This is a genomic window from Labilibaculum sp. (assembly GCF_041595635.1).
GTDB lineage: Bacteria > Bacteroidota > Bacteroidia > Bacteroidales > Marinifilaceae > Labilibaculum.
Genome location: NZ_JBFHJW010000039.1, coordinates 22,228 through 39,945, shown reverse-complemented (window position 1 = coordinate 39,945; position 17,718 = coordinate 22,228). Strand labels below are relative to the sequence as shown.

14 protein-coding genes are annotated in these 17,718 nt (G+C 36.4%); 9 read left to right on the top strand and 5 right to left on the bottom strand.

What is annotated here, in order from left to right:
• A partial coding sequence (locus ABYT26_RS11805; protein WP_372754108.1) for a cytochrome c biogenesis protein ResB occupies positions 1-873 on the top strand: 873 nt, incomplete at its 5' end.
• 41 nt (positions 874-914) lie between these two features.
• Positions 915-1,700, top strand: a complete 786-nt coding sequence (gene ccsA, locus ABYT26_RS11800; RefSeq protein ID WP_372754106.1) for a cytochrome c biogenesis protein CcsA — start codon at positions 915-917, stop codon at positions 1,698-1,700.
• A gap of 62 nt (positions 1,701-1,762) precedes the next feature.
• On the opposite strand, the gene alaS is transcribed toward ccsA, so the two are convergent.
• Complete coding sequence (gene alaS / locus ABYT26_RS11795) at positions 1,763-4,396, bottom strand: alanine--tRNA ligase (protein ID WP_372754104.1); 2,634 nt, start codon at positions 4,394-4,396, stop codon at positions 1,763-1,765.
• A gap of 129 nt (positions 4,397-4,525) precedes the next feature.
• Here alaS and ABYT26_RS11790 point away from each other — a divergent pair, with 129 nt between their 5' ends.
• The 5 genes from ABYT26_RS11790 (at position 4,526) to ABYT26_RS11770 (ending at position 8,412) form a co-directional block, all read left to right on the top strand.
• Entirely contained in the window at positions 4,526-5,494 is a 969-nt protein-coding gene (locus tag ABYT26_RS11790) for a M23 family metallopeptidase (protein WP_372754102.1), read from the top strand.
• Between the two features lie 142 nt (positions 5,495-5,636).
• Positions 5,637-5,972 (top strand): MerR family transcriptional regulator, encoded by a 336-nt coding sequence (locus ABYT26_RS11785; RefSeq protein WP_372754100.1) that lies wholly within the window; start codon positions 5,637-5,639, stop codon positions 5,970-5,972.
• A gap of 19 nt (positions 5,973-5,991) precedes the next feature.
• The gene (locus ABYT26_RS11780; protein ID WP_372754098.1) at positions 5,992-7,086 is read left to right on the top strand and encodes a Nif3-like dinuclear metal center hexameric protein; all 1,095 of its coding nucleotides are present in this window, start codon (positions 5,992-5,994) and stop codon (positions 7,084-7,086) included.
• Positions 7,087-7,091: 5 nt separating this feature from the next.
• Positions 7,092-7,928, top strand: coding sequence for a zinc ribbon domain-containing protein (locus ABYT26_RS11775; protein ID WP_372754096.1), 837 nt, complete (start codon positions 7,092-7,094; stop codon positions 7,926-7,928).
• Positions 7,929-8,088: 160 nt separating this feature from the next.
• Positions 8,089-8,412: a thioredoxin family protein gene (locus tag ABYT26_RS11770; RefSeq protein ID WP_372754094.1), complete on the top strand. Its 324-nt coding sequence runs from the start codon at positions 8,089-8,091 to the stop codon at positions 8,410-8,412.
• A gap of 27 nt (positions 8,413-8,439) precedes the next feature.
• Here the strand turns inward: ABYT26_RS11770 and ABYT26_RS11765 are convergent, their stop codons facing one another.
• The 4 genes from ABYT26_RS11765 to porU all read right to left on the bottom strand — a co-directional run bounded on the left by ABYT26_RS11765 (position 8,440) and on the right by porU (position 14,444).
• On the bottom strand, positions 8,440-8,799 hold the full coding sequence (locus ABYT26_RS11765; RefSeq protein WP_372754092.1) for a CoA-binding protein: 360 nt from the start codon (positions 8,797-8,799) through the stop codon (positions 8,440-8,442).
• A gap of 156 nt (positions 8,800-8,955) precedes the next feature.
• Complete coding sequence (gene ispF / locus ABYT26_RS11760; protein ID WP_372754090.1) at positions 8,956-9,432, bottom strand: 2-C-methyl-D-erythritol 2,4-cyclodiphosphate synthase; 477 nt, start codon at positions 9,430-9,432, stop codon at positions 8,956-8,958.
• Positions 9,433-10,605 carry a type IX secretion system outer membrane channel protein PorV gene (porV, locus tag ABYT26_RS11755; RefSeq protein WP_372754088.1) on the bottom strand — a complete coding sequence of 391 codons (1,173 nt, stop codon included), beginning with the start codon at positions 10,603-10,605 and terminating at the stop codon, positions 9,433-9,435. It lies immediately after the preceding gene.
• Between the two features lie 59 nt (positions 10,606-10,664).
• Entirely contained in the window at positions 10,665-14,444 is a 3,780-nt protein-coding gene (porU, locus tag ABYT26_RS11750) for a type IX secretion system sortase PorU (protein WP_372754086.1), read from the bottom strand.
• 356 nt (positions 14,445-14,800) lie between these two features.
• Between porU and gldJ the strand changes: the two genes are divergently transcribed.
• Both gldJ and murF read left to right on the top strand, forming a co-directional pair.
• Positions 14,801-16,324: a gliding motility lipoprotein GldJ gene (gene gldJ / locus ABYT26_RS11745; RefSeq protein ID WP_372754084.1), complete on the top strand. Its 1,524-nt coding sequence runs from the start codon at positions 14,801-14,803 to the stop codon at positions 16,322-16,324.
• 96 nt (positions 16,325-16,420) lie between these two features.
• Positions 16,421-17,710: a UDP-N-acetylmuramoyl-tripeptide--D-alanyl-D-alanine ligase gene (gene murF / locus ABYT26_RS11740; RefSeq protein WP_372754082.1), complete on the top strand. Its 1,290-nt coding sequence runs from the start codon at positions 16,421-16,423 to the stop codon at positions 17,708-17,710.
• Positions 17,711-17,718: the final 8 nt, after the last annotated feature.

Sequence of the window (17,718 nt, the reverse complement as noted above, 5' to 3'; positions counted from 1 at the left end):
TTTTTGTTGATCAATACCTATTTGCTTTTCGTATTGGCATTGGTAATTATACATAAAATGATTCCTTTAAAATGGAAAAACTGGGGATTTATTTGTAGCCATTTAGGACTTTGGATTACGGTATTTGCAGCCGGATTAGGATCTGGAGACCTTCAGCGATTGCGCATGGATTTGTACGAAAACCAAATTGAAGGAAGAGCCTATAACGAACAGGGAAAGTACATCGAACTGCCATTAGCCATCCGATTAAACGATTTTCAGATTGAAGAATTTCATCCTAAAATGGCAGTTGTCGAAAACGAAACAGGAATGCTTTACGAAGCCAGCAAACCTTCCCTAATCATGATAGAGGATCAGCTAAGATGCCAACTTCACAATTGGAAAATACAGGTGGAAGAATTTTACCAGACATCGGGTCGGGCCGGAGAAAGATACTATCGGCTTTCCGATTTGGGTGCGGCACCAGCTGCAAAGGTGAAAGTGATTTCAGCTCAGGATAGTGTAGAGGGATGGATCAGTTGTGGGAGTTTTAATCGTACGCACGAATCCCTGAAAATAGACGATCGTTTTTCTTTAGTTATGACTGTTCCTGAACCCAAACGCTTCTCTTCTGATGTTACAATTTTCACCCCTGATGGAAATAAACAGAATGAAATTATCGAAGTTAATAAACCCTTTACGGTGGATGGATGGAAGATCTATCAGTTAAGCTACGATGAAAAAATGGGAATTTACTCCACTAAAAGTATTGTAGAAGTGGTAAAAGATCCTTGGCAAATTTTTGTGTACATCGGTGTTTTTATGATGATGATCGGTTCGGTTTACCTATTTTGGCGTGGGAATAAAGTTGGAAAATCTCACCAGGAAAAATAGTGTTGAAAGCGGTATTTAGAAATGCGAATTAAAAGATTTTAATGATGATATGGACTCATTTTTTATGGGCTGCAGGACTTAGTGCAAGCACATGGTTATTGGCAATGCTTATTCCCAAACGGGAGTTGCTTCGCAATGCGCTTGTTCTTTTGGGAATTGCGAGCCTAGCCTTTTTTATTGGTTTTCTGTGGGTGAATTTAGAACGTCCTCCTTTGCGAACTTTGGGTGAAACACGTTTGTGGTATGCTTTCTTTTTGCCACTAATTGGTTTTATTACCTATTATCGATGGCGCTACAATTGGATGCTTTACTATAGTTTGGCTTTGTCGCTTTTGTTCTTGTTTATTAATTATTTGAATCCTGATAATTTTTCAAAGACCCTAATGCCTGCCTTGCAAAGTCCCTGGTTTGTGCCTCATGTGGTGGTTTATATTTTTGCCTATGCATTTTTAGCAGCTTCCTCTTTAGTGGCAATAAGAGGCTTGTATCAGGAATACAAAGGAGAATTACAAGCTAAGGTAATGCTCATGGCCGATAATTTGGTCTATTTAGGTTTTGCCTTTCTGACTTTAGGATTGCTTTTCGGAGCTTTGTGGGCAAAGGAAGCCTGGGGGCATTATTGGACCTGGGATCCGAAAGAAACTTGGGCATTTATTACCTGGTTGGGGTATTTGGTCTATATTCATCGCCGGCATCATCTGCCTTCAAAGTACAAATCTTCTTTATGGATTTTGGCGCTTGCTTTCGTGATATTATTGATTTGCTGGTTTGGTGTGAATTATTTGCCATCAGCACAGTTTAGCGTTCATACTTACAGTCAGCAGTAGTAGGGAATAAAAAAAACGCCGTTTCGATCTGAAACGGCGTTTTGTTGTATATTGATTTCTGCTTAGGCTTCAATCTTATGAAGAACCATTTTCTTGGCCACTTCAATCGCTTTTTCAATGCCTTTAGGATCTTTACCACCTGCTGATGCAAAGAAAGGCTGTCCGCCTCCGCCACCTTTAATTTCTTTAGCAGCTTCACGAATAATGGCTCCGGCATTCAGGTCGTACTCTTTCACCAGATTATCCGAGAACATGATGGTGATGTTTGCTTTTCCATCTAAATCGGCACCCGAAATAAATATAAGGTTGGCAACTTCTCCTTTCAGTTGGAAGGCAATATCCTTAATATCGCCAGCACTGGTAGCACTAACGGGTTCTGCAATAATGTTAACATCATTCGTTACCGAGATATTTCCTTTCAGGTTATTCTTAACGATTTTTAAACGTTCCTTAATAAAACCATCCAAATCTTTCTTTAAACCTGAGTTTTCATTCATCAAATCAGTAATATTTTTAATCAGATTCTGATTTGATTTGAAGATGCGTTCAATATCCTTTAAGGTATTCAACTTATCGTTGATGAATTGTTCTGCTTTTACAGCAGTAATAGCTTCAATTCTTCTAACACCAGCGGCAATAGCACTCTCTTGAGTGATTTTGAAGAATCCAATTTGTCCGGTAGCTTCAGCGTGAGTTCCTCCGCAAAGTTCTACCGAATCGCCAAATTTGATCACGCGAACCAAATCGCCATATTTCTCTCCAAACAAAGCCATTGCTCCCAGGCTAACTGCTTCGCTCATTGGGATATTGTTTTTCGTATCGATGGAAATATTTTCACGAATCTTCGCATTTACTATTTCTTCTACTTTTGCAATTTCTTCCTCGCTTAGTTTTTGAAAGTGAGAAAAATCGAAGCGCAAATGATCCGGATTTACCAGCGATCCTTTTTGTTCCACATGCTCTCCTAAAACTTCTCGCAATGCATGATGCATTAGGTGAGTAGCAGTGTGATTGTTGGCTGTTAAGGTTCGTTTGCTGTTGCTAACAACGGCTTTAAAAGTAAGGGTAGGATCTTTGGGTAGCTCTTTGGTGATGTGAACAATCAGTCCATTTTCTTTTTTTGTATCGTTAATGGAAATTTTTTCTCCATTGGCTTCGATATAACCAGAATCACCAACTTGTCCGCCGCTTTCTCCATAAAAAGGAGTTAGGTTAAAAACCAATTGGAAAAGCTCTTTCCCTTTGGCTGATATTTTTCTATAACGTGTAATTTTTACATCGGCAGTTAGGTAGTCGTATCCTATAAATTCCTCAACATCATCTTTTACAATTTCAATCCAATCACCAGTATCAACCGAAGTAGCCGAGCGAGAGCGATTTTTTTGAGCTTCCATTTCGTCGTTGAATTCTTTGCGATTCACAACTAAATCTTTTTCCTTCAGAATCAATTCCGTTAAATCTAGAGGGAATCCGTAGGTATCGTACAATTCAAAAGCTAATTTACCAGAAACCACCTTATAATCTTCCGATTTCGTTTTTTCGATGATTTGATCCAAAAGGCGAATTCCATTTTCAAGAGTTCGTAGAAAAGAGTTTTCCTCTTCCATTACAACCTTTTCAATCAAGTTTTGTTGCTTCACCAATTCTGGGAAGTGATTTCCCATCACTTCAATTAATGTAGGAATTAATCGGTGCATAAATGGCTCTTTAAAGCCAAGAAAAGTATATCCGTAACGAACGGCTCTTCTTAAAATTCTTCGGATTACGTAACCCGCTTTATTATTCGATGGCAATTGTCCATCGGTAATAGCAAAAGCAATGGTTCTGATGTGATCTGAAATTACGCGTAAAGCGATATCATCATCTTCGTTTTCGCCATATTTTTTCGCACTCATTTTTGCGATAGCTTGAATGATTGGCTGAAATACGTCAGTATCGTAGTTAGATGTTTTTCCTTGCATGGCCATGCATAAACGCTCAAATCCCATTCCTGTATCTACATGCTGATGAGGCAAAGCTTCGAGCGAACTGTCTGCTTTACGATTGTATTGCATGAATACAAGATTCCAAATTTCAATTACTTGAGGATGATCTTGATTCACCAAATCGCGACCAGCAACCAATTTACGTTCTTCGTCATTTCTTAAGTCAATGTGAATTTCAGAACAAGGACCGCAAGGACCTGTTTCACCCATTTCCCAGAAGTTATCTTTTTTGTTTCCATTAATGATTTGTTCTAAGGGTAAAAATCGACTCCAAATTTTAGCAGCTTCGTCATCGCGACCCAATTTATCATCATCACTTCCTTCAAAAACAGAGGCATATAATCTATCTTTGGGTAGTTCAAAAACATCGGTTAGAAGTTCCCAGGCCCAACAAATAGCTTCTTCCTTAAAGTAATCACCAAAGGACCAGTTGCCCAACATTTCAAACATGGTATGATGGTAAGTATCATGTCCAACTTCTTCTAAATCGTTGTGTTTTCCAGAAACACGAAGACATTTTTGCGAATTGGCAATTCTTTTGTATTTAATGGGTGAGTTGCCAAGAAATAGATCTTTGAATTGATTCATTCCAGCATTGGTAAACATTAAAGTCGGATCGTCTTTAATAACCATAGGTGCAGAAGGAGCTGTTTTATGTTGTTTTGAGGCAAAGAAATCTAAAAATGCCTGTCTGATTTCGTTGGAATTCATTGGTTATGATATTTTGTGTCTGTCTGATTTATAATCTTAGCTTGCAAAGTTAGATTATTTCCTTAATTTTGTTGACTGTGGAGAGAAAAAAATTCGGCTTTTTCCATAAATAAAAACTAAAAATATTACATGGCGAAGACTAAGTATCGGTTTAACCCAGAGTCTATTAGTTACGAAAAAGTAGAAGCTAATTTTAAGACGAGAATTATTAACGTTCTTAAGCATATGGCTTCAAGCTCAGTACTTGCAATTGTTATGGTTGTAGTATTGTTTTACTTTTTTGGTTCCCCGAAAGAACGATCCCTTATTCGTGAAAATCAGCAATTACTTGCGCAATACAATCGTCTGAATAGCGAATTGGGAAAGCTTGAAAACGTGCTTAGTGATCTTGAGCAAAGAGATGACAATATTTATCGAGTAATTTTTGAAGCCGAACCCATTCATTCAAATATTCGAAAAGCTGGTTCCGGAGGAATCAACCAATATTCCTATTTGGAAAATCTAGATAATTCAGAACTTGTTATTTCTACCAGTAAAAAGATCGATCAGATTGCAAAATCTGTTTACGTGCAATCTAAATCGTACGATTCGGTAGAGGAAATGGTGAAAAATAAGTTTGAAATGCTGGCATCCATTCCAGCTGTTATGCCTATAGCAATAAAAGATTTTAGACGAATTTCATCTGGTTATGGCTGGAGAATTCACCCAATTTACAAAACTCGTAAATTCCACGATGGAATGGATTTTAATGGAACAATTGGCACACCAATTTATGCCACAGGCGATGGAGTGATTGTTCAATGTAATTCAGTAAGAGGATACGGTAAAAAAGTGGTCATCGATCACGGTTATGGGTATAAAACGGTTTATGCTCACCTTAATGGATATAATGTTAAAAAAGGACAAAAGGTAAGACGAGGAGAGGTCATTGCTTTTTTGGGTAACACAGGTTCTTCAACAGGACCTCATATTCACTATGAAGTGAGAAAAAATAATAGAACTGTCGATCCGATCAACTACTATTTTAACGATTTAACAGCCGATGAATATGACAGTATGGTTGCCTATGCTGCAAATACTGGTCAAACAATGGATTAGTTCTATCTAACTAAAACAGGAAAACATAAAAAAGAGGCACGAAATAATTATTTCGTGCCATTTTATTTGTTACTTTGGTTATCAATCGAATTGATTCTTTATAAACTACTTCTTTGGCTTCTAAATTTAAATTATATCAACAGTGCCTTACAAAGAAAAAAAAATCGAAAAACTATATTACGCCATAGGCGAAGTAGCTGATATGTTTCAGGTAAACACATCATTGATTCGATTTTGGGAAAAGGAATTTGATATTATTAAACCAAAAAAAAATAAGAAAGGGAATCGTTTTTTTACACAAGCTGATATCGATAATTTTCATTTGATATTTCATTTGGTAAAAGAAAGAGGAATGACACTTAAGGGGGCGCAACTTAAGTTGAAAGAGAATAAAGAGGACACAGAGAATAATTTCGAAGTTGTTACTCGTTTACAAGAAATAAAAGATCTACTTCTTGAAATAAAAGAAGAATTATAATCCATAAATTATATTGAAATTGAAAGTAAGAGATATCGTTTCATCTATTGAGGAGATGGCTCCCCTGAATTATCAGGAGTCATATGATAATGCTGGTTTGATTGTTGGCAGTTATGACTCCGAAATTAAAGGTGTTCTTATTTGTTTAGATGTGGTAGAAAGTGTAGTTGAGGAAGCCATACAAAAAGGAGTCGACTTGATTATTGCTCACCATCCTATTGTCTTCAAAGGCTTAAAACGATTTAATGGTAATAACTATGTGGAGCGAACCGTTATTCTTGCCATTCAAAATAAGATTTCTATTTATGCCGCTCACACCAATCTCGATTCGGTAAAAGGAGGAGTTAATGATCGAATTTGTGATTTGATAGGTTTGCAAAACAAAAGGATTTTATCGCCTGTTAGTAATGATTTGTACAAGTTGATTACTTTTGTGCCTACCGATTATGCCGAAAAAGTTAGAAATGCTCTTTTTGAGGCAGGAGCAGGAAGTATTGGGGATTACGACTCATGCAGCTATTCTTTAGATGGTAGCGGAAGCTTTCGAGGAGGTGCGGAAACCAATGCTTTTGTTGGAGAGAAAGGAAAGTTGCATTTTGAACCCGAGGTTCGAATTGAAACGATTTGTCCAAAGCATTTAAAAAGTAAAGTATGCGCATCTCTGTTGAAAAACCATCCGTATGAAGAGCCTGTTTTTGATGTTTATCAACTCGAAAAAGAGAACAATCAGGTTGGATTAGGTATGATTGGAGAGCTGAATGAGCCTGAAGAAGCTCTTGTTTTTTTAAAAAGAATAAAAAAAATATTTGGTGTGGCATGCATTAAGCATACCGATATCAGTAAGAAAAAAATAAAAACGGTTGCCGTATGTGGTGGGAGTGGAAGCTCCTTATTACCTAAGGCAATCAGCCAAAAAGCAGATGTTTTTGTTTCAGGTGATTTTAAATATCATGAGTTTTTTGATGCCGAGGGCAGAATAATAATTGCCGATATAGGACATTATGAAAGTGAACAATTTACGAGAGATATTTTTTATGAGATTGTTACAAAAAAATTCCCTAACTTTGCGGTTCATATTTCAGAGATAAATTCGAATCCAATAAATTATTTGTAAAACATATGACTACACAAGATCCAAAGGCTTCAGATTTTAAGGATATTTCAGTAGAAGAAAAATTACGCACAATGTACGAAATGCAGTGTGTTGATTCTGAAGTAGACCAAATTAGAACGCTAAGAGGAGAACTTCCTTTAGAAGTTCAGGATTTGGAAGATGAAATCGCTGGTCTTGATACTAGGATTGCCAACTTAAACAATGAAGTAAAAGATTTGGTTGAAACGGTTGCGAAAAGAAAACAAGAAATTAAGGAAGCTGGCTTACTGATTAAAAAGTATGAAGCTCAACAAATGAATGTTCGTAACAATCGTGAATTTGATTCCATTTCAAAAGAAATTGAATTTCAAAATTTAGAAATTGAATTGTGTGAAAAGAGAATTCGAGAATTTACTTCAGAAATTGCCAATAAAAAAGCCATCATTGAAAATTCAGAACGAATTTTTTCTGAGAGAAAAGCAGATTTAGAAGGCAAGAAGGGTGAGCTTGATGCAATTGTATCGGAAACTCAAATCGAAGAAGAGAAATTGGTGGCAAAATCTGCTTCTTTTAGAGGAAAAATTGAAGAGCGATTACTGACTGCTTACACACGAATTCGTTCCAATGCAAGAAATGGTCTTGCTGTTGTAACTGTTGAGCGTGATGCATGTGGCGGTTGTTTCAATAAAATTCCACCTCAACGTCAAATGGATATTCGTTCTCGTAAGAAAATTATTGTTTGCGAATATTGCGGACGTATTCTAGTTGATAAATACATTGTCGATTACGATAATAGCTTAGAAGAAGCGGATAAAATTGCTGCTGCTGAAAAGCCAAAAAGAAGAAGTCGTAAAAAAGAGTAGTACGATTCTTTACCCGAATAAAAAAAACTGTTTCAAGAAATTGAAACAGTTTTTTTTGTCTTAAAAATTCAGATTGGGAATTGAAAAATCATTCTTTTCTGTTTGGAAGTTACTTCTGCTTTTTATTTCTTTAGTTGTTATTTTAAACAATAATTGTTTTATGTATTTGTCCTTATCCGAATTGGAAATTCTTAAAGAAAAAAGAGAGTCTTTTTACATCTACTTCTCAGCACCTTCTTGTGCTGTTTGTGAAGTGTTAGCACCCAAAATTGAACAAATGATGCAAGAGGAATTTCCAAAGCTGAAAGCTTTTCATTCAGATACTTCGTTACAGCCAGAAATTGCTGCTCAAGTCGGCTTATATACCAATCCTGCTTTACTTGTTTACCTGGATGGAAAAGAGGTATTGCGAAAAAGCAGAGCTATTAGTCTTTCTCAAGTTGAAGAAGAGATAGCTCGTTATTACAATCTGCTTTTCGAGTAGCATTCGATCTCTCTATTTCTTGTTCGTCTAATAAACTCCCGTTTTAAGCATTACCAAAGGGCAAGCTTCTTCTGTTTCTATACCTAAAGCATTTGCTTTTGTATAAAATTCTGGATTTTCTGTTCCTGGAGGGAATAAGATTCTTTCAGGTTTTAAACCAATAATATAATCGTAATAACTTTCCTGATTTTTTGGAGAGAGATAAATCGCAACGGTTTCAACCTTGTTGGTATGTGGACGGTCTGTATGGATATGTACGTCGGCAATTAGTCCTTCCTTATTACCTAAAGCAATGGTTTCGATATCATGCTCGCGTAGTAATCTTACACATTGATTTGAATACCTGTCTTCTTTTAGACTAGCACCAATTACAACTGTTTTTCTCATATCATAATGAATTAAATATTTATATATCTATATACAACAAATATAGTAAATCGGAGTAATTAACAATGAAGATGAGCTCGAAATACTAAATTTATTATGACTAAAAAAACCTTTCTGAAATTGGATTCAGAAAGGTTCTCTTTATTGAATGCGTTTTTATTTTTGAATAAGAACGGTAGCATAAGCGGCAATGCCATCTTCACTTCCCACAAAACCTAGTTTTTCGGTGGTGGTTGCTTTTATGGCCAAATCGTCTAAATCAATTTCCATAACTTGCGAAAGGACTTGCTGCATTTCTGGAATTTTAGGCTTTATTTTAGGTTGTTGCAAGGCAATTGTTGCATCAATATTCCCAATAGAAAAACCTTTCTCGGAAATTAATTTCACCGTTTTTTTTAAGAGTATTTTACTGTCTATATTTTTAAAATCATTCGATGTATCCGGAAAATGAAAGCCAATATCACGAAGGTTTGCAGCTCCCAATAACGCATCACAAATGGCGTGAATTAGAACATCACCATCTGAATGGGCAATGCAACCTTTGCTATGTGCCAACTTTATTCCACCTAACCAAAATTCTTCTCCTTCGGCTAATTGATGAACATCGTAGCCAAATCCTACTCTAATTTTCATCTATTTTAAAATTTCATCTAGGTTAGCGGCAAGAGTAAAGCGCATTGTGTTTTTTAATGGATTATTTTGCGAGGATGGAATTAGATAAGAAAAATCCAAATCAAACATGTTTAGTTTAACCCCTAATCCTGCCGTAAAATATTTTCGGTCTCCCTTGTCTTCATCTTCGTAATAGTAACCTGTTCTTAGTGCAAATTGTTCTTGATACCAATACTCTATACCAACTGACCAAGCTATTTCTTTCAATTCTTCGCTCATTCCTCCAGGAGCATCGCTAAACGAACTAAAAATTCCACTTACAACAGATTCGTTAGAGGTTTCGCTTCCTACAATTACATTTGCACTATTATCATCAATAGAACCGTCTGATGGAGTTGGAACTAAAAGTTTATTTAAATCAACTGCCATGGTTATTGAGTTAAATTTATCTAACTCAAGTTTAAGGGCTGAACCAAGTCTTAGATTTGTAGGTATAAATTCTTTTTCATCATCGGTTGTGTAGCTGATTTTTGAGCCGATATTGGAAATATTTACCCCCCAGGACCAAAGCATTTTTTTACGGTTCTGGCTGAATTCTTTTTGGTAGTATACCGAAATATCTGCGGCGAAAGCATTTCCTGCTTGAGTTTCCTGACCCTCTACATATTGCGATTGGGTTAGGTCTGAACGGATATATCTAAAGGCAATTCCTCCTGATAGTTGATCTGATAATTTTCTTGAATAGGAGACGTCGAAAGCCCATTCGTTTGGATTTCTTGATACAGCAATATCATCAGCATTTTCGAGAAATAGAATTTCTCCAAGCGAAAAATATCGAAGCGAAGAGGCAATTACCTGATTCTTATCCAAACGATAATATCCGGTAAGGTAAGATAGACTCATATCATCCACTAATTCTCTTAGCCATGGTGTGTAGGAGGCAGAAATCCCATAGTCGCCATCAATCATGGCAAATTTTGAAGGGTTCCAATGCATCGAGTTTGCATCTGGCGAAGTTGCTACACCTACGTCACCCATACCTCCAGCCCTTGAATCTGGCGTAATGGTTAAAAAAGGAACTGCGGTAGAGATGTAATTGGATCCCGAAGTTGAACTTTGGGCCTGTGCCGAGGGTTGGTTTGAGCATAGAAAAAAGGCAAAAAGACCTAAGGTTAGAGTAAATTTATATTTCATAATTAATTCTTATAATGTGTTACAAATATATTCAATTAAACTTTTATTGTTTGATTTTATTATTTGAGAATCACTAATTTTTGGAATTTATTCACAGTTTTTCCATCATTGGTTCTAATTCTTACACGATAGAAGTAAACGCCTCGACCAATGGAGTTGCCAAAATCATCTTTTCCATCCCACTCAATGGGACCAACCCGACTTGAGGAAGATGTTGTACTGGTTTCAATGGTCTTAATTAACTTACCTGATATTGTTAGGATTTGGATTAAAATATCCAATTCTTGTGAGGCTTGGTTGTGCTCAAAATAAAAGCCGGTGTTTGTGGTAAATGGGTTTGGGTAGTTGAGCAAGTGGGTTATTGAAAGATCAATATCATCAGAAACGATAAAATCTATTGTATTTTCCGATGAATTATTAACGTTGTCCCATACTTTCAGCTGTATTTCATGTTCGCCAGTTTCTAAATCTGTGAGTTGATAGCTTATTGTGCCTTTTTGATAGTTATCAAGATCAGATTCAAAGGAAGAATTTAGGTTAATGGATTCGTCACTGTTTTGATCCAATATTGCCGTGATATCATGACCAATGGAATTTCCTAGCGTGTTTATACCGCTGGAATCTTGAACAATGGCATACAGAAGGGGAGAAGAATCGGTAGTTCCGCCAGTTATAAATTGCTCATTGTTCATGTACAATTCAATTTCTGGTCCTGTTTCATCATCGGCTGCATTAGGATTTGTGCCACCTATAATAATGGAGTTTGTATATCCTGCTGCATCCGAATTGTCGCTGTTTGCATAGTAGGAAATTTTCCCTCTTCCATATTGGTAGTTAATATCTTTGGGTACAAAAAAACTAAAACTAAAACTTCCTTCACTCACAGTGGCCTTTCCATTAAAAATTACGCTGCTCTGACTCGTGTATTCAAAAGGATCTCCGTCGTTCCCCAAGGTTGTCTGAAGGCTTTCTTTATCATAAACAGTAGGATAGACTGTACCCGAAAATTCGGTGATTTCTTCTCCTGTGTTGGCAATAATTTGCCCTGAAATTTTTATGGTGCTTAATGCTTTTAAAGTGTCACTTGTCTCACTAAAATCAACATCATTAATTTGAATTGTATTGATTGAATGTTCGGGATAATTTAGCTGAAGTGCAGGATCTGCCAGTAGGGTGAAATTTCTTTTGTTGATACTTGAGCTGGTTGCATTTTTTGTTTTTCTCATGATATCGCCCAAGCGAAGGTGATTCCCATCGGTATCTAATTCAAAAGCATAATTGTAAAAATTTTGGTTCAAATTAAAATTTGGCGAAGAGTAAACCAAACGTGTTGTTGTGAATAAGCCTATTCCACCTCCATCATTTCGCAAGAGAATCAATTCTCCTGCCGATTCTTTGGCGTAATTATCAAAACGACTAAACTCGCATGTTGCTGTAAGAAAAAGAGGCAGTTTGGTTGGGTTTTCCCAGCCAGTAATATCGTCTACCATCATGATATATTCATGAGCGAGACCATTTTCATTTCCGTGGCCTGTGTAGTTAACTAGCAATCTCCCATTATTCACGCTTTCACGGATTTCTTCATTTACATCGGGATATGTTTGTCCTGCAGAATTGGTAATTTGTTCGTAATCATCAAGAAAAATTCTTTGAATTTTGTATTGTGGATAATTGTTTTCTATTTGAACAGCTAAACTATCTGCATCTCTCATGTGTGTGTTGTAATCTTCATCGTCGGCCACGAAACAGATTTTACTTCGCCAATCTCCATAGTTAGAACTGTTGTAGTTCACAATTTTATCGCTTACAATTTGTGCTTCTTCTAATGTATTTACCGGTAGTCGCCCAATGCCAATGTCTACCAATCCGCTTGCTTCTCCTTCATCATCATCTAGTAAACCAAAAAAATCATCCGTTACATAAGACTGTGTTGGACTTAATGAATTTTCCGATTGGTAGGTTAATATTTGATTGGTATTACTTTCCTTGTCAGATTTATTATCATAAGAACCATCTCCTAAAAGCAGTAAATAGTTTGGCATTTCCAATTCACTTGCAGATCGATCGTATATCATTTTCACGAAATTGCGAATTGCACTTACGTCGGGTGCTCCTGATGAAAATTCGTTATAGATCTGCTCAGGATCAACAATAAGTACTTCCAAATCGTCATTTGTTCGGTGGAAATCGGCTATTTTACTTGCGTAAGATGTGAATTTAGAAGGGCTAATAATGATCATATCAGTCTGATCGAGTGCATGTAAATTTTGATTCTGAACAGTTCCTATACTTACAGGTGTTGGAAAATTGCCATTGGGATTGATGGCAACATATTCTTTTAATAGGCTGGCATCTGCTATGAATGAAATTGCTCCATTGGAGTAATTGCCATTAATTTCTTGAATGTTTTGAGGTGAACTAACGTCCCAAATTAGGGTGTTGGCATTTGAGTTTTGTAGTGAAAATAGTGCCTTATTGTTAGTTCCTACGCTTTTTACATCTCGAAATGCCATTTGACTGCCTGTGAAAATTAAATTTCGTCTTGCATTTACACGAATAAAATTGATCCAACCTTCCGACGAAGCCGTACTTTTTTCATATTCCAGGCTCAATTCGAAATTCGATGAGGAAGGTGTAAAATTAGTGAATGTTGTTTCTTCTTCTTCAGCGTAATTGGAGGTATAACTGTCTGTGTTTACCGATGAAATTTCTATTTCGCCAATACTCGTTGATTCAGAAACAAGTTGAAAAGTTGAGGCAGATGAGGATCTCGCGACTAAATCTGTATGAATAAGAATAGGACTATCGGTTTTACAATTCGGAAATGAAAATGAGTACGAATAACTCGTGGTTACATCAAAACTATCTCCCAACCAAAGTCTGCCACTTTCCAAAAGGTTCGTTTCGTCTTGATCAAATACAGCATAGTCATCAAAGCCATCCACTGTTACGTTTGATGCGCTCAACGAGCTTACAGATGGTATTGTAGTCGCATTTCCCATGTCGGAACTTAAAAAATAGTAGGAGTAGTTGGAGTACAAATGATTTTCATGAATAAATTCATCTGAATCTTCATCATATTCCCATGATCTGGGTCCTTTGGCATAGAAAAGGATAAAATCACCCGAGTTGAAAATTCCATCACTTCCTTTGCTCATGTATATAAGGTTGTTGGTCAGATCATCTATACTAGTGTCCGAATTCATTTTTGAAAGCATGCCGCCACCTGATCCATAAACTCTTATGTTTTCAGGCTTGTTGATACCCATTTCATTTAGTTGAGTATAGGTAATCTTGTGAACAGCAGTGGTATCTACTGCAATTTTTAGCCACTCTCCAGATGAAAGAACGGAATTGGTAAGGTAAGACTTGCTTAGTGAACTCGATTTAGTTTGCCCTACTCTATTGAATTTTAATGAGAATTGAATGAGTTTTTGGTATTCTCCAGTAGAAGGGTTTTTTCGAATGGGAATAAATTTAACCTGTTGGTAGTTTTGTTTACGGATGGTAAGTGAGTGAATAACAGGATTTATTTCTGAAGGGATATTTTTATTTTTTAAAAGTTGTCTTTCTGTGGAACTTAATAATTTAAATTCCGTATCAAATATTTCAACAGTAAATAGTTCGTCTTCCGAACCTATCAACTGAAGTATTGAATATTCGGGTAACCAAGAGTTATCCTTGCTTAAAGAAGCGCCTGTAAAACTCAAGGTAGTAATTGTTTCACCAGAAGGATCGATAATGATACTTTCGCTCCACTCTAAATCAATTGGATCAGTGGTCTGTGAAAAGCTAGTAGTACTTGCAAGCAACAGAAATATAAGGGTTAAGTAACGCATAAACAAAGCAAAAAAAATTACAAGAAACCATTTGATGATTACTAAAAATGGAGATACATGCAAAATAAGCAAAACTTAGGATAAAGACGAGAAAATATATTAAGATAAAAGAAAGACCATATACTAGATTTAAGTTGTTTCATTTTTAAAATCTGTTTTGCGTCAGATGTTTAGAGTAATGTGAGTGTTTTTGAAATGATGGAATATATTGTTATACTTTTATTTAGATCTGAATTTCTTGCTGAAAATGTTAAATAATTTTGTAAAAAAGTAAAATAAAATACAATAAACTCTACACACTTTTAGTTATATTTGTTGAGTTAAGTATATTTGAGATAAACTACATTCAATCTATTATGAAATTAAAATCGAGCGTTGTTCTCTTTGTCTTTGCAATTTCACTGATGATTTTACCATCTTGTTCAAAAGTGAAAAAACTTGTAGGAAAGGGAGAAAAATCTAAAACCACCGGATGGGCTTATAATGATCCTGATAATGGAGGCTTTGAATATCATAGCGGTTTCCAGCAGAAGACAGGTCCAGGACTGAAATTTGTTCAGGGGGGTACATTTACCATGGGAAGAACACAACAGGATGTGATGTATGATTGGAATAATGTGCCAAGAAGGGTTACAGTTCCTTCTTTCTATATTGATGAAACAGAGGTTCGAAATGTTGATTATTTAGAATACTTACATTGGATTAAAAGAGTATACGTTTCGTATCCTGAGGTTTATAAGAAGGCCTTACCTGATACCTTGGTTTGGCGTGATCAGTTGGCTTACAATGAGCCTTATGTAAATAATTACCTGCGTCACCCAGCTTATGGTGAATATCCAGTAGTAGGAGTTAGTTGGGAGCAAGCGATTGATTTTTGCGAGTGGCGTACCGATCGTGTGAATGAAAGAATTCTCATCGAAAAAGGGATTTTGAATGATGATCCAACACAGCGTGATGAAAATAACTTTAATACTGAAGCTTACTTAGCAGGACTATATGATGGTGCGGTAAATAAAAATCTTCCTGATTTGAATCCCGATAATGAAGAAAGATCTGTGCGTTGGAGTGATGGGCTATTGCTTCCTAAATATCGTTTACCTTCCGAAGCAGAATGGGAATATGCAGCAACCGCTTTAATTGGAAATTCAGAGGAAGAACGAATTACCGATCGTAAAATCTTCCCCTGGAATGGCCATTGGGTAAGAAATGATCAGAAAAAAGTTAGAGGTCAGATGATGGCTAACTTTGCACGTGGACGAGGCGATTATATGGGTACCGCCGGAGCTTTAAATGATGGTGGAGATATCACTGTTCCTGTAAATTCATTTTGGTCTAACGATTTTGGATTGTATTGTATGGCAGGAAATGTTAGCGAATGGGTTGCTGATGTTTACCGTCCGATGTCTGCAGAAGATATTGCTGAATTTAATCCTTATCGAGGAAATGTTTTTAAAACAGTAGTTACAGATGAGGAAGGAAATGTTGCCGAGAAAGATAGTCTTGGTAAACTTCGTTATAGAAATCAGAAAGATGAAGAATTAGTGGGACGTGAAAACTACAAAACTGCAGATAATCGAAACTATCGTGATGGGGATGTAGAATCGAGTATCGTCTCAGATTATACCTGGAACAATCCAGAGCATCAGAGTGGTGGTTCTAGCCGTATGTATGTGCAGGGAAGAGGTCAGGGCGGAAGTGATTTTAGCTCAATGATAACTGATAATTCTCGTGTATACAAAGGAGGTTCATGGAAAGATCGTGCTTTTTGGTTATCACCAAGTGCTCGTCGATTCCTAAACCAGAAAGAGGCACGTGATGACATTGGTTTCCGATGTGCAATGACACATGTAGGAAATCCGTCCAATCAAAGAACAAAGTAGATTATCTTCAAATATATTGAAACCCCATCCAGAAAGGATGGGGTTTTTTGTTGGAAATTGCTAATTTCGTTTGTCAAATTTAAACCGAAGTGCACCATGCAATTGTCAAATATTTATTCACTCTTTACAGAGTTTCCAAATGTTGTAACAGATACCAGAAAGGTTGTATCTAATTCACTGTTTTTTGCTCTAAAAGGCGAGAATTTTAATGGTAATAAATTCGCTTTGTCAGCTCTTGATAAAGGTTGTAAATATGCTATTGTTGATGAAAAAGAATATGCCATTGATGAGCGATTTATTCTAGTGGAAAATGTGTTGGATTGCCTCCAGAACCTGGCACGAGAACATCGACGACATTTGAATATTCCTTTGTTGGCTATAACGGGAACCAATGGGAAAACAACCACTAAAGAGTTAATGCATGCTGTTCTTACCAAAAAGTACAACACGGTAGCTACTGTTGGGAATTTGAATAATCATATTGGTGTGCCTTTAACACTTCTTAGGATGAATAAGGAAACCGAATTTGGAATTGTTGAAATGGGGGCGAACCATCCTGGTGAAATACGTCAGTTGTGTGAAATTGCAGAGCCAAATTTTGGAATCATAACAAATGTGGGGAAAGCTCATTTGGAGGGTTTTGGTTCCTTCGCTGGTGTTAGGAAAACCAAGAAGGAATTGTATGATTTTCTCTTTGAAAATAAAGGAACAGTCTTTTTAAATGCCGATAATCAATATTTAGCAAAGATGGTAAATGATCAGGAGATTGTTCGCTATGGTAATTGTGAGGAGGCATTTTCAAAAGCTAAATTTTTACAAGCCGAACCTTATATGATTATGGAGCTTCGATCGGCAATTGGAAAGTTGTACATTAAAACAAAGTTGATAGGTGCTTATAACTTCGAAAATGCCCTGGCTGCAGTCACACTTGGCCGATTTTTTAACATTGATGAAATATCAATTAAAAAGGCATTAGAGGAGTATGAACCAAGTAATAATCGTTCTCAATTAAAGAAAACCGAGAAAAATGTGTTGTTTTTGGATGCCTATAATGCCAATCCAACCAGTATGAAAGCGGCAATTGAAAATTTTGCTGCTATGTCTCAGTGTAGCAAAGTTCTTATTTTAGGGGATATGTTGGAATTGGGTGCTGATGCGAATAAGGAACATTTGGAGCTTATAAAATTACTCGAAAGCAAGGATCTGAAGAATGTGATTTTAGTTGGAGAGGTTTTTACTGCTGTGAATACAAATCCCGAATTTAAAACTTTTAAAAATACCTCAGACTTGATTGTGGATCTTGAAAAAGGACAATTGTCTAATCAGTATATCCTAATCAAAGGATCGAGAGGAATTCGTTTGGAACAGATTATAGAAAAATTATAGGTATGGCT

Bases quoted from the DNA above. Each gene is read 5' to 3' on its own strand.
- ccsA (WP_372754106.1), top strand. From the start codon at position 915: ATGATGATATGGACTCATTTTTTATGGGCTGCAGGACTTAGTGCAAGC.
- alaS (WP_372754104.1), bottom strand. From the start codon at position 4,396: ATGAATTCCAACGAAATCAGACAGGCATTTTTAGATTTCTTTGCCTCA.
- ABYT26_RS11790 (WP_372754102.1), top strand. From the start codon at position 4,526: ATGGCGAAGACTAAGTATCGGTTTAACCCAGAGTCTATTAGTTACGAA.
- ABYT26_RS11775 (WP_372754096.1), top strand. From the start codon at position 7,092: ATGACTACACAAGATCCAAAGGCTTCAGATTTTAAGGATATTTCAGTA.
- ABYT26_RS11770 (WP_372754094.1), top strand. From the start codon at position 8,089: ATGTATTTGTCCTTATCCGAATTGGAAATTCTTAAAGAAAAAAGAGAG.
- ABYT26_RS11765 (WP_372754092.1), bottom strand. From the start codon at position 8,799: ATGAGAAAAACAGTTGTAATTGGTGCTAGTCTAAAAGAAGACAGGTAT.
- ispF (WP_372754090.1), bottom strand. From the start codon at position 9,432: ATGAAAATTAGAGTAGGATTTGGCTACGATGTTCATCAATTAGCCGAA.
- porV (WP_372754088.1), bottom strand. From the start codon at position 10,605: ATGAAATATAAATTTACTCTAACCTTAGGTCTTTTTGCCTTTTTTCTA.
- porU (WP_372754086.1), bottom strand. From the start codon at position 14,444: ATGCGTTACTTAACCCTTATATTTCTGTTGCTTGCAAGTACTACTAGC.
- gldJ (WP_372754084.1), top strand. From the start codon at position 14,801: ATGAAATTAAAATCGAGCGTTGTTCTCTTTGTCTTTGCAATTTCACTG.
- murF (WP_372754082.1), top strand. From the start codon at position 16,421: ATGCAATTGTCAAATATTTATTCACTCTTTACAGAGTTTCCAAATGTT.